A 15,836-nucleotide genomic window follows, 5' to 3' on the forward strand; every position below is an offset into this window, starting at 1 on the left:
GTCTTGTCGCGTCATTTATTTGCCTATCATCGAATACTTTTCTTGTTTCCTATTGGAAACTATCTTTCATAAATGATAATTTCAGCGTATTCATTTTGTCTGTTCATCACAGATTAGGTCGCTAAATGGCGAGGACTTACTATGGCAATCAGTTTATTCGATCTTTTTAAAGTAGGAATTGGTCCTTCCAGTTCGCATACTGTCGGCCCTATGGTCGCAGCGAATCAATTTTCTCATCAGTTAAAAGAGCTTGGCCTTCTAGGCAGAGTCGCGCATTTAAAAGTGGATTTATATGGTTCTCTTGGCGCAACAGGCAAGGGTCATGGAACGGGTGTTGCTGTACTAATGGGGTTGGAAGGAGAGCTTCCTGAAAGCATTGATCCGAGCAGTGTGTCTGCACGAGTCGCGCAAATTGAGTCTGCTTCGATGGTTCGTATTTTAAGGGAACACAGTGTTGCTCTGAATGTGTCGCAAGATTTGACATATCATCGTATTGATCGTTTAGAGTTTCATGCCAATGGCATGGTATTAGAAGCCTTTGATGAAAACGGCGAAAACCTGCATCGAGCGACTTTTTACTCGGTCGGTGGCGGTTTTATTGTTGAAGAGGATGAGCAAGGCAAGGTGTCTTTGGTTGAGGATACAACAGAGCTGCCTCATGTTTTCCATGATGCTGAAACCCTAGTGGCCTTGTGTCGAGAAACCGGTAAGTCCATTGCTGACATCATGTTGGAAAATGAGCTGGCATGGCGAACGGAAGACGAAGTGAAGCAAGGTATTTTGTCGATCTGGTCGGTGATGAAGGAATGTGTGCAGAAGGGCATTCAAAATGAAGGCATTTTACCTGGTGGTTTAAAGGTTAAACGGCGTGCCGCCAGTTTGTATCGAGATCTGTCGAGCAAAACACGTATGGATATGATTACCCCCTCTTTGGGCGCAATGGACTGGGTGAACTTATACGCTTTAGCGGTAAATGAAGAAAATGCAGCGGGAGGTCGAGTTGTGACGGCACCAACCAATGGTGCGGCTGGCATCATTCCTGCGGTTCTACATTATTATTGGGAGTTTTGCCCACGTTCCAGCGAAGAAGGTGTGATTGAGTTTTTGTTAACCGCTGCTGCGATTGGTTTGTTATTTAAAGAAAATGCGTCTATTTCGGGGGCAGAAGTCGGTTGCCAAGGTGAAGTGGGCTCGGCCTGTGCGATGGCGGCGGCTGGATTGGCGGCGGCAACAGGTGGATCACCAGAACAAATTGAAAATGCGGCTGAGATCGGTATGGAGCATAATTTGGGGTTAACCTGTGACCCAATTGGTGGCCTAGTTCAGGTGCCTTGTATTGAACGAAATGCCATGGCTGCGATGAAGGCAATTAACTCTGCGACTATGGCGTTGAGAGGAGATGGCTCGCATTATGTCTCTTTGGATAAGGTGATCCGTACCATGAGAGAAACAGGCAAGGATATGAATGACAAATACAAGGAAACCTCTAGAGGCGGTCTTGCAGTGAATGTGATTGAATGTTGATGACACTTTTGTGGCAAAAATATGACAAGTAACAAAACTGTCATATAACTGTAGTATATTGATTTTCAGTGCCTTTCGGGGCACTTTTTTTTACCTGTAAATAATGTCGCTGTCTTTCTGTCTTGACTGGGGTTTTTATCTATTAATGCTCAGTGTAGAATGGCGCCGCATTGAATTTTACAGAAATGTGACGGGATGATTTAAGCACCAAATTACGTCGTAATGCTGGGATAAGCATTCGTTTGAATTGAGAAAACTCATATTTCAAAGATTTGGTAGAAATTAATTATAGATAGTAGAGCCTCATGGATCTTACAAACAATTCCAAAAAAACGTCCGGTTTACTAGCCGGTAATGATTTTATCCGAGTTTTGGTTGCACTTGCCTTTATTCTTGCTTGTGGCTTTTATGCTTCAGTGAATGGTGTTGCCGCCTCTAATCTGTCCATCTTAGCCATTGCTGCGGCGATTGGTGCTTATATGGCAGTTAATATTGGTGCTAATGATGTGGCCAATAACGTTGGTCCAGCGGTGGGTTCAAAAGCCTTGTCGATGACAGGGGCGATCTTGATCGCGGCAATTTTTGAAGCGGCTGGTGCGCTTATCGCTGGTGGTACTGTGGTTGGTACGATCAAAAAGGGCATTATTAATCCGAATGCGATTGCCGATGCAGAAACCTTTATCTGGGTGATGATGGCAGCATTATTGGCTGGTGCGATTTGGTTAAACCTTGCCACCTACCTTGGTGCACCTGTGTCAACGACGCACTCTATTGTCGGCGGTGTTCTAGGTGCTGGTATTGCTGCTGGTGGTTGGGATATTGCTAACTGGGATAAAATGGTTGCAATTGCTGCTAGTTGGGTAATTTCACCTGTATTTGGTGGTGTGATTGCGGCGGTGTTCTTGATTTATATTAAGCGTGCTGTCACCTACAAGAGCGATATGATTGAAGCGGCAAAGAAGACGGTTCCGTTACTTGTTGGCATCATGGTATGGGCATTTTCGACCTACTTAATCCTCAAAGGCCTTAAGAAAATCTGGAAATTAGACATTATTTCCGCAGGTTTGATTGGTTTGGCTATTGCTTTGACGGTTTATTTTATTGTTCGCCCAATTGTTGATAAAGCTGCGTCAAGTTTGAAAAACGATAAAGATTCAGTGAATAGCTTGTTTACCATTCCTTTGATTGTTTCGGCTGCTCTGTTGAGTTTTGCTCATGGTGCCAATGATGTGGCAAACGCGATTGGGCCATTAGCGGCGATTAATGATGCTTTGATCTCAGGCACTGTGTCTGGCAAAGCAGCTATCCCGATTTGGGTGATGCTAATTGGTGGTGTTGGTATTGCCTTTGGTTTGGCTTTATTTGGACCAAAGCTGATTCGCACAGTGGGCTCAGAAATTACTGAGCTGGATAAAATGCGTGCTTTCTGTGTAGCGATGGCGGCTGCCATTACCGTCATTATTGCCTCTCAATTAGGTTTGCCTGTGAGTTCGACACACATCGCTGTTGGTGGCATCTTTGGCGTAGGCTTCTTGCGCGAATACTTGAAGTTGTCTTACAACAAAAAACTGGCAGCCATTATTTCTCATTCAGAGTCGGCTGGTCATGATGCTGAACAAACGCAAGCTTTTGTTGAGCGCTTCGAAGTGGCGGATGTGATTGAAAAACGTGCCATTTTACGAGAGCTAAAAGCGGCTAAAGCGTCATCGCCAATTAGTTCTTCTGAGCGTAAAGGTTTGAAGAAAGCGACCAAGAAAGAGTTGGTTAAACGTTCCGCACTCTTGAAGATTGCAGCGGCTTGGGTAATTACGGTTCCAGCTTCGGCAACCTTAGCGGGTCTAATCTTTTACATGCTGTTGGGCTTCTCAGTTACCCACTCATAAGTTTGTCAAAATAGACCTTTAAATTTTGTTTTAACGAGCAAAGTTGGTGATAAAAAGACCAGTATTCTGGTCTTTTTCTGTTTTAATGGCTCTGTCTGTGGTATATAAATGTAAAGTTTTAATGCACAGATTTGTTTTGGCCCATTGGAATGTCTTAGTTAAGGGAATTACGCTTGTTAGGTTTTACTGCCATTCTTGTCACGATTGCTGTAAGTGGCTTGTTTTTCTTTGTACGCTGGAAACAGAAACAAGATGAACTGAGAAAACGTTTATTAGAACGATTATCAAGCCGCGGAGAGAAAATGCTGCATGCGTTTAGCATGTTGTCTGACCGATATTTCTTAAAAGAGACGAAGCTTTTTTTAATTGAGTATCTGTTATCCGTCATTCAACAGTTAAAGCGTGCGGGCATTAATACGGAATTTACTTACGAGCAATATAATTTGACCAAGTTATACTCTGAAATTGCGTCTGGTAAAAACGTATCAGAGAAACGCAGAGTAAACAGCCAAGTAGAGTTTGAGCAAACTCAGGGGGCGTTGCAATTTATCCTTAAAGAGCTTCGCAGCTTGTTGAATGGGAATAGTATGAGCCGAGTGATGATACGTCATCATATTGGTTTAGTTCGTTTTACTTATTCCTTGGCTTATCGAGATCATTTGGTAAGTCAGGCGAAACAAGATTTAGAGCATGAAAGAAGAAGCCGAGCGCTGGAAAAGTATCGTTTGGCTTTAACGGTGATGGATAAACACAGTACACTCGGTTTGGCGCGAAAGGAATCTTCGCGTTTGCAAAATATGATATTGGATGTCGAAGAAGCGTTATTAGATAAAAAAGAAGAAAATAAAGAGTAGTATTATCTTTAAAGAGTGGGTGTTTAGTTTGAATCGACTAATCATCGACTGAATATTAACCTAGTAAACGACGTATTATATGAGTGCTGTTACCATTACCGTGCTGTTGTTAGTGATCGGAGGCTTTATTGCTTTTGCCATCGTGCTGCAATTAAAAGAGCAGGCTCGTTTGGAAAAGCTTCGAAAAATAGCTTCCCTGAACAACCAATTGCGCCAAGTACGTCGTTATTTGGATGAAATGCCGCCTCAATATCAACCAAAAGACATGCGAATATGGTTGTTTACTCGAATGCTGGCCATTTATGATCAACTACTCTCCTTACAACCTGATGCGAGTCTAAGTCGTCGTCGAAACCATTTGGCGGAAGAGCTGTCAGAGTTTCAAGAAAGCAAACAAAAACGTCGTGCTCAACCCATGAACGATGAGTTAAAAATCATCGAAGTGAAGCGTCTTTTCGAGTCGTTTAAATCTTTTTTAATACAAGCGCAAAAAGATAAAATTGTGGGATCAGATGTTGCTCACCGTTATAAAAAATTGATGGATTTTTATCATTATAAGGTCAATGCGGATTACCACGCTTATTTGGCACGACGAGCATTCCTAAGTGGGAAAATGGAAAGTGCGATTGACCTTTATAAAGAGGCTTTGGTGCAGTTGAACCCTATTCAGGAAGAGGTAGAAGCTCAACCTATTATCCAAAAATACCAGGATATATTACAAGAAATTGAAGAAGATTTAGCGCTACAAAAGGCCGAAGAAGAGCTGACCAAAAGCATGGACAGTGAAGAGGAAGAAGAGCTTGATGATGAATGGAATAAGTTTATTGAAGGTTCTACTTTTCAAGAGAAAAAACGTTTTTGAGGCATTTCTTTTTAAGTTCGTATCCCATATCCTAGAGTGAATTCTCCACACTCGCTTTGTTTTTATTTTAAAAGGATCCGCTCAGTGAATCTGGCCTTACTTTCTGCTTTTGTCCCCACATTCTTTTTTGTTTCTGTGACACCAGGTATGTGCATGACGCTAGCCATGACTCTGGGCATGACGGTTGGCATTAAACGCGCATTATGGATGATGGTTGGTGAGTTAGTCGGCGTTGCGACTGTCGCGACCTTGTCAGCCATTGGCGTGGCGGCGTTATTACTGAATTACCCAAGCGTGTTCATGGTACTTAAATACCTAGGCGGTGCTTATTTGGCCTTTATTGGTGTTCAAATGTGGTTGTCTAAAGGGAAGATGGCCATCAAAACAGATGACGACAGCACCCCAGCATCACGTAAAGAGTTAATGTCTCAAGGTTTTGTTACTGCGATTGCTAACCCTAAAGGCTGGGCTTTTTTTGTGGCCTTGTTGCCGCCTTTCTTAGTGGCTGATCAGCCATTAGCGAGCCAATTAGTTGTGTTGATCACTATCATTTTGACATTAGAGTTTAGCTGTTTGCTCATATATGCAGCTGGCGGCCGAACATTGAAATCCTTACTTATGAAAAGCGGCAATGTACGCATTATGAACCGCATTGCGGGCACTTTAATGATTGGTGTTGGTGTTTGGTTGGCAGCGGGTTAAAGGTGAGCCAGCTAAGCTGGCTTTTTGGCTTTGCTTTTCGGGGTTCTCTTTCTGGTGGCAGAGCGCTTTTTGAACGCTTTCTTCTTCGGTGCTGGTAAGTGTTGTAATGACGCTGTTGAGACGCTTCTGGATTGATTTAAGAGTTCTGTTAGGTTGTCGGTGAGTCCAATCATAAAGTCTTGATAGCGACTCTCTCCTAAGCTCATGGCATTCAATTGAGCTTCCCACTGCGCAGTCATATCCGGTGTGACTAATTGAGAAGGTAACGTGTCTGCAAACGCTCGGCCTGTTTGACTGGCATGAATCTGTTTGCCTTTCCTGATTAAAAAACCTCGCTTAAATAAAATCTCAATAATGCCAGCACGCGTTGCATCTGTGCCGAGGCCGTCAGTTTCTTTTAAGATGGCTTTGATGTTTTTATCGGAAACAAAGCGGCTAATACCAGTCATGGCCGCTAGCAAAGTTGCGTCCGTGAAGGCGGCAGGTGGCGTGGTCACTTTATCTTTAATGATGCTTTGATTGCACCAAAGGGAATCCTCTTTTTTTACATTGGGCAGTTGTTCTTGATCTTCTTCTTGATCGGTTTTTTTCTTAGCAGGAAGAAGTGAACGCCAACCTAACGATACCGGTGTGCTGCCTTTTGCTTCAAATTTCCCTCCCGCGATATCGAGCTGAATAAGCGTGGAAAGATACTGATAGTCTGGATAAAACTGCATCAGATATTGACGTGCAATCAAACCAAATATTTGGCTTTCGGTTTTGTTAAGCGAAGCGGCTTTATGTGCTTGTGATGTTGGAATGATAGCGTGATGGGCGGTGACTTGTTTATCATTCCACGCCTTGCTTTTAAGTTTAGCGTTGGCATTCTCCGCGCTGTTAGCGAGTGCTTCTGAACCTTTACTAAGAGCATTAATAATGGCTTTGGCGTCTTTATGTTGCAAGGTCGGTAAATAGCGACAATCAGACCTAGGATAAGTAATGATCTGGTGGCGTTCATACAAAGCTTGGCAGGTGTCTAATACTTGCTGTGCCGACATAGCGAAAATTTTCGCAGCATCAATCTGCAATGAGGATAAATTATAAGGTAAAGGCGGTGGCTGCTTTTTTTGCTTGTAATCTGCTTGTGTTACAACAGCGGGTTGGTTGGCGATTCGTGAGGCAACATTTTCTGCAAGGGCTCGATGAAGCACTCGGCCTTCTTCATCCATGTAGGGGCGACAAGCATCACTTGGTAGCCATTTGGCTTGAAAGTGCTGATCTTCCTGGGTGGTGATTTGTGCCCAAACTTGATAATAGTTTTTAGCGACAAAATTTTCTCTTTCCGTATCTCTTGCCACAACTAAACCGAGTACTGGTGTTTGCACTCGACCTATGGATAAAACTCCCTGGTAGCCTGCTTGACGACCTCTAATGGTGTAAGCGCGTGTTAGGTTTAGGCCAAATAGCCAATCGGCTCTCGCTCTGGCTAAGGCAGAACGTGATAGGGCGGCGAATTCAGCATTGGATTTAAGTTGCTGTAAGGATTTTTTGACCGCTGCTGGAGTTAGGTCGCTGATGAGGACTCGTTGAGTTTGTTGCAGTTTCTGAGCGGGCACCTTGGTGTAATGCAAGACTTCGTCAACCAGTAGTTGACCTTCGCGGTCAGGGTCACCAGCGTGGACCAGCTGTGTAGCTTGTTTAATTAACTTTTTTAAAATACTGAGTTGCTTTTTGGTGTTGGTTTTTTCTTGCCATTGCCAATCATTCGGTATGATGGGCAAGTGATCAAGTTGCCATGCTTTAAAAGCGGGGTTATAGACGTGAGGTTCGGCCTGCTCTAATAAGTGGCCAATGCACCAACTAATGCAGTCGCCATTTGGCAACCAAATACAGCCTTCCTGTTTTTTTTGTGGACCTGGTAGGGCGGCGGCAATGGCTCGTGCCAAGCTGGGTTTTTCGGCAATATAAAGAATCATGGTTACACTTACTGTTTATATATACAGTAAGTGTAACTAAGAGTCGAAATTAAGACCAGTCTATCTGGCTATTTTATTGGCACAACCATGACGGGAATGTCGCTGGAGTGAATGACTTTGTTAGCAGTTGAGCCTAACACCATTTGCCCAATGGTACTGTGAGTACGACTGTTCATGATGATTAAATCTGCTCCCTGTTGCTGGGCGGCCTGCTGTATAGCTTCAGCTGGAAGACCGCTAGTAATAAGGGTTTCTGGTTCTATGGTAAGTTCGCTCAGCTCATCTTGATGACGTTCTATGAATTCTTTTAATAGGGTATTCATGCGTTGTTGCACGCCACTATTGGCTTCATTGCGCATGGTTTCTAAGACATCGTCACTGATGTAGTTATGAATCATGCTTGCAGCTTGAGGGTTGAGTGGTTCCATAACGTGCATTAAAACGATTTTAGCCTGATGAGTTAGCGCTAAACTGAAAACCAATTCAATCGCAGATTGAGTTTGGTTTTCTAGATCACAAGCGTAAAGTAGCGTGTTGATTTTCGGTAACATATTAAGGCCCTCTTGTTATGTTCCTTGATCGGATCCTTTTAGCTTAGTCTCTTTAGCTTTTTCTTTGCTGATCTGCATCAATTATTTGTGTACTGATTTTGAGTGATGTGCTGGAAGCGCTGGAGGTATTAGGTTTGTTGACGTGATTGGCAAACAGAAAACAGCTGATTGATGAGATAAAAATAAAGCTGATAAACAACATGCTCCAGTAATCAGTCGCTTTGCTATCGCGTTTATTGAGTTTGGTTGCTGGAACAAAGGCTTTCGTCTTCATGACATTCTCCTTCTGTATCTGTTTATAGTTAATTAATGATAATCAATATCATTTAAAAAAGCTATCTCTGTGATAACTATTTTCAACTGCTGACGGAGGGGGCTGTGCCATGTTCCAAGCGGTTTGGCTATGTTATGATGGCGGCCTAATTTTTTAAGCGATAAAAAGAGAGTGTAAACATGTCAGAACTGTCGTTCGACTCAAATGAAGCAAAAATTGCATACGGCATTGGTCGTCAAATCGGTGATCAGCTACGTGGTAGTGATCTAGGTGAGTTGTCTTTAACGCATTTGTTCGCTGCGATTGAAGACGCTTTGAACAATGCTGAAATGCGTGTTCCTGGTGCTGAGTTGGAAGCGGCATTTGCTGAACTTCAACAAAAAATGGAAGAGAAAAGCCGTGCTGCTTCTGAAGAAAACATTGCAGCGGGTGAAGCTTTCCTAGCAGAAAACAAAGCGAAAGAAGGTATTCAGGTAACTGAATCAGGTTTACAGTACGAAGTACTTGAAGAAGGTACAGGTAACGTGCCAAGTGGTGATGCGACGGTTCGCGTTCATTACGAAGGTCGATTAACTGACGGCCAAGTTTTTGATAGCTCTATTGCTCGTGGTGAGCCGATTGAGTTCCCACTAACTGGCGTGATTTCCGGTTGGACTGAAGGTCTACAGTTGATGAAAGAAGGTGCTAAATACCGTCTTACTATCCCAGCTGAATTGGCTTACGGCGCACAAGGTGCTGGCGCTATGATCAAACCTCATTCTGTTCTTCAGTTTGATGTTGAATTGATCGCGATTGTTTAATCGTTAGATTGGTTGTATGAAAGCGAGCCCAAGTGGCTCGCTTTTTTTTTGCTCATTTTTTATAGCAATATCGATTGTTTTAAGCCTATGAATAGGCCTTATTTATATACTTCTTTCCATACGCACGTGAAGTTTTCCTGCTTCTAAAAAGACTTTGCCGTCTGAGCGAAAGTTTTGCTTTTCATAAAAGCTTTGTACTTCTACTTGTGCATTTAAAAATACAGTTTGAATTCCCATTTCTCTTGCCACTTGAACCGCTTTTCGTAGTAGACGTTCCCCATAGCCTTGATGTCGATAAGCAGGTAAAACGGCCAGTCGACCAATTTGGCCTTTTTCAGTTAAGCGGCAGGTACCAGTCGGCACAGCAGTAGTGCCAAAAGAGACAAAGTGTACAGCGTATTGATCTTCATCATCCCATTCATCAATCGGGTCTATACCTTGCTCGATGATAAAGACTTGGGTGCGAACGAATTTAAGTTGTTCTTTGCTGCTGTTCCAATCAGACGTTAGGATGTTCATTCCTCGTCCTCTTCAGGTTCTGGTGCGGTAAGTTCAATCAGTCCTTGCTGACCCATTAGGAAACGAACAAGAGGTTCTAGATCCTCATGTTGAGATAAGTCTAACCCAGAAAAATCAAATTCGCTCTGATCGCAAATCGCTTGAACAAACGTGGTTAATGTTTGAGCTACTATGATGTGTTCGCCATTGCAAAATACTTTAATGGCGTCAGTCGTATTGGCTTGTCGATAATAGCAAATACGAGCATCACCAGGACGGATAAAGGTCTTTCCTTGTTTGGCGGAAGAGAAAGCTTGATCTTGTTCAGCTTGGTTCAATGGTGATAAGTATTCAGGATATTTGCTTTCGCTCATGGTGTCGCCGAGCCATTCAGCCAAGAGATCAGGTTGTTGTAATAAGCGATTTAACTCCTCTTGTAAGTAGCGAATATCGTCCTGATGAATTTCCGCACTGTGTGCTCTTTGCTCTGGTTCGGGGGCTGAAAAACGGCTTTTTTCATTGATGCTTTCACAGAGTTTATCGCGTATGCCGGTTAGCGCATCTTGTAGACTCGGTGCTCTAAAACCAATGGAATAGGTCATGCAGTCATCGTCAAGCGCTCGGCCATTATGAGCAAAGTTGGGCGGCAAATACAAAATGTCGCCAGCCTCTAATGTCCAATCCATCTCAGGATCAGCTTGGAAGTTATCTAAGATGTGTAAGTCAATATTGGCCAAAGCTGAGTCTTGATAACTGTCGGGCCCTAAGACTTGCCAGCGGCGTTTACCGGAGACTTGTACAAGAAAGACATCGTATTGATCGTAATGTGGTCCAACGCTACCGCCTTCAGTGGCGTAGCTGACCATGACATCGTCTAATCGCCAGCTCGGTAAAAACTGGAATTGCTCTTTTAAAGCTTGGATCTCTGGCACCCAATGATCAACCGCTTGCACCAGTAAAGTCCATTCTTTCTCCGGTAACTGAGTAAAGTGTTCTTCATCAAATGGGCCTTGTTGTAATGCCCAAGGGCGATCACCATGCTCAATGACAATACGTGATTCAACTTCTTCTTCCATGGCCATGCCAGCCAGTTCATTGGCGTCAAGTGGTGGCGTGAAATCCGCGAGACCAGCACGAATCAGCAGAGGTTTCTTCTGCCAATATTCAGTGATAAAAGTGTGCGCTGTCATGCCACCCAAAATAGACAATGGAGAATGAAGGTCAATCATATTGTTGCTCATTAGAATGAATAATAATCTGTTATTAGAGACAAAAAAGAGCCGATAAATCGGCCCTTTTTCTCTTAACTCAATGTCGTTTCCTTAGCCGCGAATGGCTTTGGCTTGAGCGACAGCATTACCAATGTAAGTACTTGGTGTAAGTGCTTTGAGTTCATCTTTCGCTTGTTCTGGAAGTGTCAGAGTATCAACGAACGCTTCGATCGTAGCTTGGTCAATTGTGCGGCCACGAGTCAGCTCTTTTAGTTTTTCATAAGGTGACTCGATACCGTAACGGCGCATCACAGTTTGGATTGGCTCGGCCAATACTTCCCATGCGGCATCTAGGTCTTGCTCTAGGCGAGGCGCATTGATTTCTAGCTTGCTAATGCCTTTTAACGTCGCTTGGTAAGCGATTAAGCTGTGTGCTAAACCGACGCCAAGATTACGCAATACCGTCGAGTCGGTTAGGTCGCGTTGCCAACGAGAAATTGGCAGTTTAGCGCTCAAATGATTCATGATGGCATTGGCAATGCCCAAGTTGCCTTCTGAGTTTTCGAAGTCAATTGGGTTAACTTTATGCGGCATGGTAGAAGAACCAATTTCACCTGCAATGGTTTTTTGCTTGAAGAAGCCCATGGAAATGTAGCCCCAAACATCGCGATCAAAGTCGATCAAGATGGTATTGAAACGGCTAATAGCATCGTACAACTCTGCGATGTAATCATGTGGTTCGATCTGAGTTGTGTAAGGGTTCCAAGACAATCCCAAAGAGGTCACAAAGGCTTCTGCATGCGCTTGCCAATCAACGTCAGGGTAAGCTGAAAGGTGGGCGTTGTAGTTACCGACCGCACCGTTGATTTTGCCTAAAAATTCTACCTGCTCGATTTGTTTCAACTGACGACTTAGACGAGCCGCCACGTTCGCCATTTCTTTACCTACTGTTGAAGGCGAAGCGGTTTGGCCGTGAGTTCGAGACAACATAGGTTGTTCAGCGTGCTCAATCGCCAAATTCTCAATGGCTGTGATGACGTTTTTCAGTTCTGGAGTAATGCCTTCCTCCAAAGCTTCACGCAACATCAAGGCATGAGATAAGTTGTTGATGTCCTCAGATGTACAAGCAAAGTGTACAAACTCAGAAATGGCCGCCAATTCGGCATTGTCAGCCATTTTGCTCTTGATGAAGTATTCAACCGCTTTGACATCGTGGTTGGTGGTTTTCTCAATGTCTTTAATTGCTTGAGCATCAGCTTCACTGAAGCTATCGGCCAGTTGATTTAAAACGGCATTGGCTGACTCACTAAGAGCCGGTACTTCAGTAACTTGTGGGTGGTTAGCAAGAGCTTGTAGCCAGCGAACTTCAACGATGACTCGCATACGCAGTAAACCGTACTCGCTGACTGAGCGACGCAGTACGTTGGTTTTCGATCCGTAACGACCGTCGATAGGGGAAATCGCATTTAAGCTAGTTAATTCCATTGAGATAACGCCTCGAACATGGTTTTCAGGGAGCGGCTATTATAGGCAAAAGCAAGACGGTAATACAGGGATATGAGGCGAGGTTAGGCATAAAAAAGCCCTGTATTGTCATTTCGACAATACAGGGCTTGGTATTACGCGGTTAGCGAAAACTTATAGTGACGCCAACGCTTGATTGAAGGTTGCACTCGGACGCATGATCTTAGCAACTTCGTCTAAGTTCATGTGGTAGTAACCAGACAAGTTCGCAGGTTTACCTTGTACTTCCGCCAATTCCGCAACAATTTTCGCTTCATTGTCTGTTAGCTGTTTTGCTAATGGAGCGAATTTCGCAGCCAGAGCGGCATCGTCTGTTTGTGCAGCCAATTCTTGTGCCCAATACATGGCCAAATAGAAGTGGCTACCACGGTTGTCGATTTCACCTGTTTTACGAGATGGTGACTTGTTGGTATCCAACAATTTACCAGTTGCTTTGTCTAGGCAGCTTGCCAAGATTTTTGCTTTCTCGTTGCCGTGTTTGATACCAAGCTCTTCGAAAGATACGGCGACTGCTAAGAATTCACCTAGAGAATCCCAACGTAAGTGGTTTTCTTCCATCAATTGTTGAACGTGTTTTGGTGCTGAACCACCCGCGCCTGTTTCATACATACCACCGCCATTTAGCATTGGTACGATAGACAACATTTTCGCAGAGGTGCCCAATTCCATGATTGGGAACAAATCGGTTAGGTAATCACGTAATACGTTACCAGTCACAGAAATGGTGTCTAGGCCACGTACAATACGTTCCATTGAGAAACGGATTGCTTCGTTGTAAGGCATGATGCGAATATCTAGACCTTCAAGATCGTGTTCTTGTAGGTACTTCTCAACTTTTTTACGTAATTGCGCATCGTGAGCACGTTCTTCTTCTAGCCAGAAGACAGCTGGTGTGTTTGATTGACGTGCACGCGTCACACCCAATTTCACCCAGTCACGGATTGGTGCGTCTTTGGTTTGACAAGCACGCCAAATATCACCTTGTTCAACGTCATGTTGCATCAACACATTGCCTTGCTCATCAACAACGCGCATGGTGCCGTTTGCTGGCAGTTCAAATGTCTTATCGTGTGAACCGTATTCTTCCGCTTTTTGCGCCATCAAACCAACGTTTGGCACAGTCCCCATGGTAACTGGATCAAATGCACCGTTGGTCTTACAGAAGTTAATAACTTCTTGGTAAATACGCGCGTAAGTACTTTCTGGCATGACCGCTTTCGCGTCGTGAGCTTTACCGTCACGGCCCCACATTTTACCAGAGTTACGAATCATCGCAGGCATAGAAGCATCGACGATTACGTCACTTGGTACGTGAAGGTTAGTAATGCCTTTATCAGAATCTACCATCGCAAGCTCTGGGCGTGAGTTGTAGACGTCTTGGATCGCTTGTTTGATTTCTTCTTGTTGTGCTTCTGGAAGTGTTTTGATTTTGTCGTAAACACTGCCTAGACCGTTATTTGGGTTAACACCGATTTCTTTGAAAAGTTCACCGTATTTTTCAAATACGTCTTTGTAGAAAACTGTTACAGCATGACCAAATACGATTGGGTGAGATACCTTCATCATGGTCGCTTTTACGTGAAGAGACCACATGATGTCGTTTTCTTTGGCATCTTGTAGAGTGTCTTCAAAGAAAGCGCGTAGTTTCTTGCTGCTCATGTTCATGCTGTCTAGTACTTCTCCAGCAATCAAAGGCAGAGTTTTCTTCACTTCAACGGAACCGTCTTGACCAACAAATTCGATGCGAACAGTTTGGTCTTTTTCCATAGTGATGGATTGTTCAGAAGAGAAGAAGTCGCCGCCACGCATGTAATCAGCGTGAGAAGTTGATGTTTTCTTCCATTTGCCCATTGAATGAGGGTTTTTGCGAGCAAAACCTTTTACGGCAGCAGGTGCGCGACGGTCTGAGTTACCTTGACGAAGAACTGGGTTAACGGCACTACCAAGTACTTTAGCGTAACGTGCTTGAGCGTCTTTTTCGGCGTCAGTGGTTGGATTCTCTGGGTACTCAGGAAGGTCGTAACCTTGTGCATTCAATTCTTTGATTGCTGCGTTTAGCTGAGGCAAAGAGGCACTGATGTTAGGCAGCTTTACGATGTTTGCTTCTGGAGAAGCGGTAAGTTTACCTAGAAATTTAAGGCCATCAGGAGCTTGTTTGTCAGCTGGTAAAGTATCAGAAAAAGCAGCGATGATACGGCTTGCTAAAGAGATATCTGTTAATTCTAGCTCGATGTCTGCTTCTTTTGCGAAAGTGCCAAAAATTGGCAGCAAAGACGATGTTGCTAATGCTGGTGCTTCATCGGTCAACGTGTAGTAGATGGTTTGTTTCGACATGTAATTCCCCTAACATTTCAGGCGTTATGCCCATTGGATCGAAGATGACTTTTACCCGCCATTCCTAATTTTAACAAAACTGAGATGGTTAAAAATTTGCCCGACATACTAACGAAAAAATGCATTCAGAGATATCGGTTGCAAACTATACTCGTAATTAACGCAAGTTATTCTTGTGTATTTTTGCGCATTAAAAAAGGTCTTTGCGACCTTTTTTAATAATTAACTGCGTGAATCTAATGCGTTCAACAGGGCTTTTCGTTTAAAAATAAGATGCCAGCGTTTACCGCCTAATTGACGCCATAACATTGCGGCTCTGACGCCAGCCATCAGAATAGCGCGAACTTGGTTGGCAACGTGGGCCTGCTGTAAAAAGCGACTGTCACCATGCACTTGAATTCGAAATGGCAATTTACTGAGGGTGTCCTGATACATGCCGGAGATGGAGGCCATGATGTTTTCGTGTAACACCGAATCATAATGCTCTTTTTTACCCGCGATCTGAGTGATTTGCTGACCAATTTGGGACAACATCTCAGGGTGCTTTGCCAATTTATTTTCAAGATGAATCAAACTCAGAGTGTATCTTAAGGTATCAGGGTTCACGCTGTTACGGTCTTTACCCAGCGCTTGTTTGGTAATCTTGCGACCAATCGCTAGGTTGCTTTGACAATCCCACTGACCACCATAGATGTCTTCGGTTTGATCTGCATTGAGCATCAACACACTGTCGATTAAGGGTTGCAGATAGGTCTTGTCTGCTTGACCTGTCTTAGCTAGATTGGCGACCAACTCCGCAGCTTGGAAAACGGCAGATAGGGCAATGGTTTGCTCTTTTTCTCTGTTACTCACGTTATCTACTCT

14 protein-coding genes are annotated in these 15,836 nt (G+C 43.8%); 6 read left to right on the forward strand and 8 right to left on the reverse strand.

Going from position 1 to position 15,836, the window contains the following annotated elements; genetic code table 11:
• Window positions 1-141: 141 nt before the first annotated feature.
• From DFP76_RS09015 to DFP76_RS09035, 5 genes are all read left to right on the forward strand, one after another.
• Entirely contained in the window at window positions 142-1,524 is a 1,383-nt protein-coding gene (locus DFP76_RS09015; protein ID WP_113874314.1) for an L-serine ammonia-lyase, read from the forward strand.
• 305 nt (window positions 1,525-1,829) lie between these two features.
• On the forward strand, window positions 1,830-3,407 hold the full coding sequence (locus tag DFP76_RS09020) for an inorganic phosphate transporter (RefSeq protein ID WP_113874315.1): 1,578 nt from the start codon (window positions 1,830-1,832) through the stop codon (window positions 3,405-3,407).
• Window positions 3,408-3,580: 173 nt separating this feature from the next.
• A complete protein-coding gene (locus DFP76_RS09025; RefSeq protein ID WP_113874316.1) occupies window positions 3,581-4,261 on the forward strand; it encodes a hypothetical protein in 681 nt (226 codons plus the stop codon).
• Window positions 4,262-4,340: 79 nt separating this feature from the next.
• Window positions 4,341-5,123, forward strand: coding sequence for a hypothetical protein (locus DFP76_RS09030; protein ID WP_113874317.1), 783 nt, complete (start codon window positions 4,341-4,343; stop codon window positions 5,121-5,123).
• 84 nt (window positions 5,124-5,207) lie between these two features.
• On the forward strand, window positions 5,208-5,825 hold the full coding sequence (locus DFP76_RS09035; protein WP_181799812.1) for a LysE family translocator: 618 nt from the start codon (window positions 5,208-5,210) through the stop codon (window positions 5,823-5,825).
• 11 nt (window positions 5,826-5,836) lie between these two features.
• Here DFP76_RS09035 and DFP76_RS09040 read toward each other — a convergent pair whose 3' ends face one another.
• From DFP76_RS09040 to DFP76_RS09050, 3 genes are all read right to left on the reverse strand, one after another.
• Window positions 5,837-7,780 carry a DNA topoisomerase III gene (locus DFP76_RS09040; RefSeq protein ID WP_113874318.1) on the reverse strand — a complete coding sequence of 648 codons (1,944 nt, stop codon included), beginning with the start codon at window positions 7,778-7,780 and terminating at the stop codon, window positions 5,837-5,839.
• A 68-nt stretch (window positions 7,781-7,848) separates the two neighbouring features.
• Window positions 7,849-8,331, reverse strand: a complete 483-nt coding sequence (locus tag DFP76_RS09045; protein WP_113874319.1) for a universal stress protein — start codon at window positions 8,329-8,331, stop codon at window positions 7,849-7,851.
• Window positions 8,332-8,383: 52 nt separating this feature from the next.
• The gene (locus DFP76_RS09050) at window positions 8,384-8,605 is read right to left on the reverse strand and encodes a hypothetical protein (RefSeq protein WP_113874320.1); all 222 of its coding nucleotides are present in this window, start codon (window positions 8,603-8,605) and stop codon (window positions 8,384-8,386) included.
• A 179-nt stretch (window positions 8,606-8,784) separates the two neighbouring features.
• On the opposite strand from DFP76_RS09050, the gene DFP76_RS09055 reads away from it, so the two are divergent.
• Window positions 8,785-9,405, forward strand: coding sequence for an FKBP-type peptidyl-prolyl cis-trans isomerase (locus DFP76_RS09055; RefSeq protein WP_113874321.1), 621 nt, complete (start codon window positions 8,785-8,787; stop codon window positions 9,403-9,405).
• Window positions 9,406-9,507: 102 nt separating this feature from the next.
• Here DFP76_RS09055 and DFP76_RS09060 read toward each other — a convergent pair whose 3' ends face one another.
• The 5 genes from DFP76_RS09060 to hflD all read right to left on the reverse strand — a co-directional run bounded on the left by DFP76_RS09060 (window position 9,508) and on the right by hflD (window position 15,824).
• Window positions 9,508-9,924 carry a GNAT family N-acetyltransferase gene (locus tag DFP76_RS09060; protein WP_113874322.1) on the reverse strand — a complete coding sequence of 139 codons (417 nt, stop codon included), beginning with the start codon at window positions 9,922-9,924 and terminating at the stop codon, window positions 9,508-9,510.
• Window positions 9,921-11,132 carry a cupin domain-containing protein gene (locus tag DFP76_RS09065; protein ID WP_113874323.1) on the reverse strand — a complete coding sequence of 404 codons (1,212 nt, stop codon included), beginning with the start codon at window positions 11,130-11,132 and terminating at the stop codon, window positions 9,921-9,923. The genes DFP76_RS09060 and DFP76_RS09065 overlap by 4 nt, the downstream gene beginning before the upstream one ends.
• Window positions 11,133-11,225: 93 nt before the next feature.
• On the reverse strand, window positions 11,226-12,599 hold the full coding sequence (gene purB, locus DFP76_RS09070) for an adenylosuccinate lyase (RefSeq protein ID WP_113874324.1): 1,374 nt from the start codon (window positions 12,597-12,599) through the stop codon (window positions 11,226-11,228).
• Between the two features lie 153 nt (window positions 12,600-12,752).
• Window positions 12,753-14,972 (reverse strand): NADP-dependent isocitrate dehydrogenase, encoded by a 2,220-nt coding sequence (locus tag DFP76_RS09075; RefSeq protein WP_113874325.1) that lies wholly within the window; start codon window positions 14,970-14,972, stop codon window positions 12,753-12,755.
• Between the two features lie 222 nt (window positions 14,973-15,194).
• Window positions 15,195-15,824 carry a high frequency lysogenization protein HflD gene (gene hflD, locus DFP76_RS09080; protein WP_113874326.1) on the reverse strand — a complete coding sequence of 210 codons (630 nt, stop codon included), beginning with the start codon at window positions 15,822-15,824 and terminating at the stop codon, window positions 15,195-15,197.
• Window positions 15,825-15,836: the final 12 nt, after the last annotated feature.

Origin of the sequence: Marinomonas aquiplantarum (assembly GCF_003314975.1) — a bacterium.
GTDB lineage: Bacteria > Pseudomonadota > Gammaproteobacteria > Pseudomonadales > Marinomonadaceae > Marinomonas > Marinomonas aquiplantarum.

Excerpts from the sequence above, each read along its gene's own strand:
- DFP76_RS09015 (WP_113874314.1), top strand. The coding sequence starts at position 142 with ATGGCAATCAGTTTATTCGATCTTTTTAAAGTAGGAATTGGTCCTTCC.
- DFP76_RS09020 (WP_113874315.1), top strand. The coding sequence starts at position 1,830 with ATGGATCTTACAAACAATTCCAAAAAAACGTCCGGTTTACTAGCCGGT.
- DFP76_RS09030 (WP_113874317.1), top strand. The coding sequence starts at position 4,341 with ATGAGTGCTGTTACCATTACCGTGCTGTTGTTAGTGATCGGAGGCTTT.
- DFP76_RS09040 (WP_113874318.1), bottom strand. The coding sequence starts at position 7,780 with ATGATTCTTTATATTGCCGAAAAACCCAGCTTGGCACGAGCCATTGCC.
- DFP76_RS09045 (WP_113874319.1), bottom strand. The coding sequence starts at position 8,331 with ATGTTACCGAAAATCAACACGCTACTTTACGCTTGTGATCTAGAAAAC.
- DFP76_RS09050 (WP_113874320.1), bottom strand. The coding sequence starts at position 8,605 with ATGAAGACGAAAGCCTTTGTTCCAGCAACCAAACTCAATAAACGCGAT.
- DFP76_RS09055 (WP_113874321.1), top strand. The coding sequence starts at position 8,785 with ATGTCAGAACTGTCGTTCGACTCAAATGAAGCAAAAATTGCATACGGC.
- DFP76_RS09060 (WP_113874322.1), bottom strand. The coding sequence starts at position 9,924 with ATGAACATCCTAACGTCTGATTGGAACAGCAGCAAAGAACAACTTAAA.
- DFP76_RS09065 (WP_113874323.1), bottom strand. The coding sequence starts at position 11,132 with ATGATTGACCTTCATTCTCCATTGTCTATTTTGGGTGGCATGACAGCG.
- purB (WP_113874324.1), bottom strand. The coding sequence starts at position 12,599 with ATGGAATTAACTAGCTTAAATGCGATTTCCCCTATCGACGGTCGTTAC.
- DFP76_RS09075 (WP_113874325.1), bottom strand. The coding sequence starts at position 14,972 with ATGTCGAAACAAACCATCTACTACACGTTGACCGATGAAGCACCAGCA.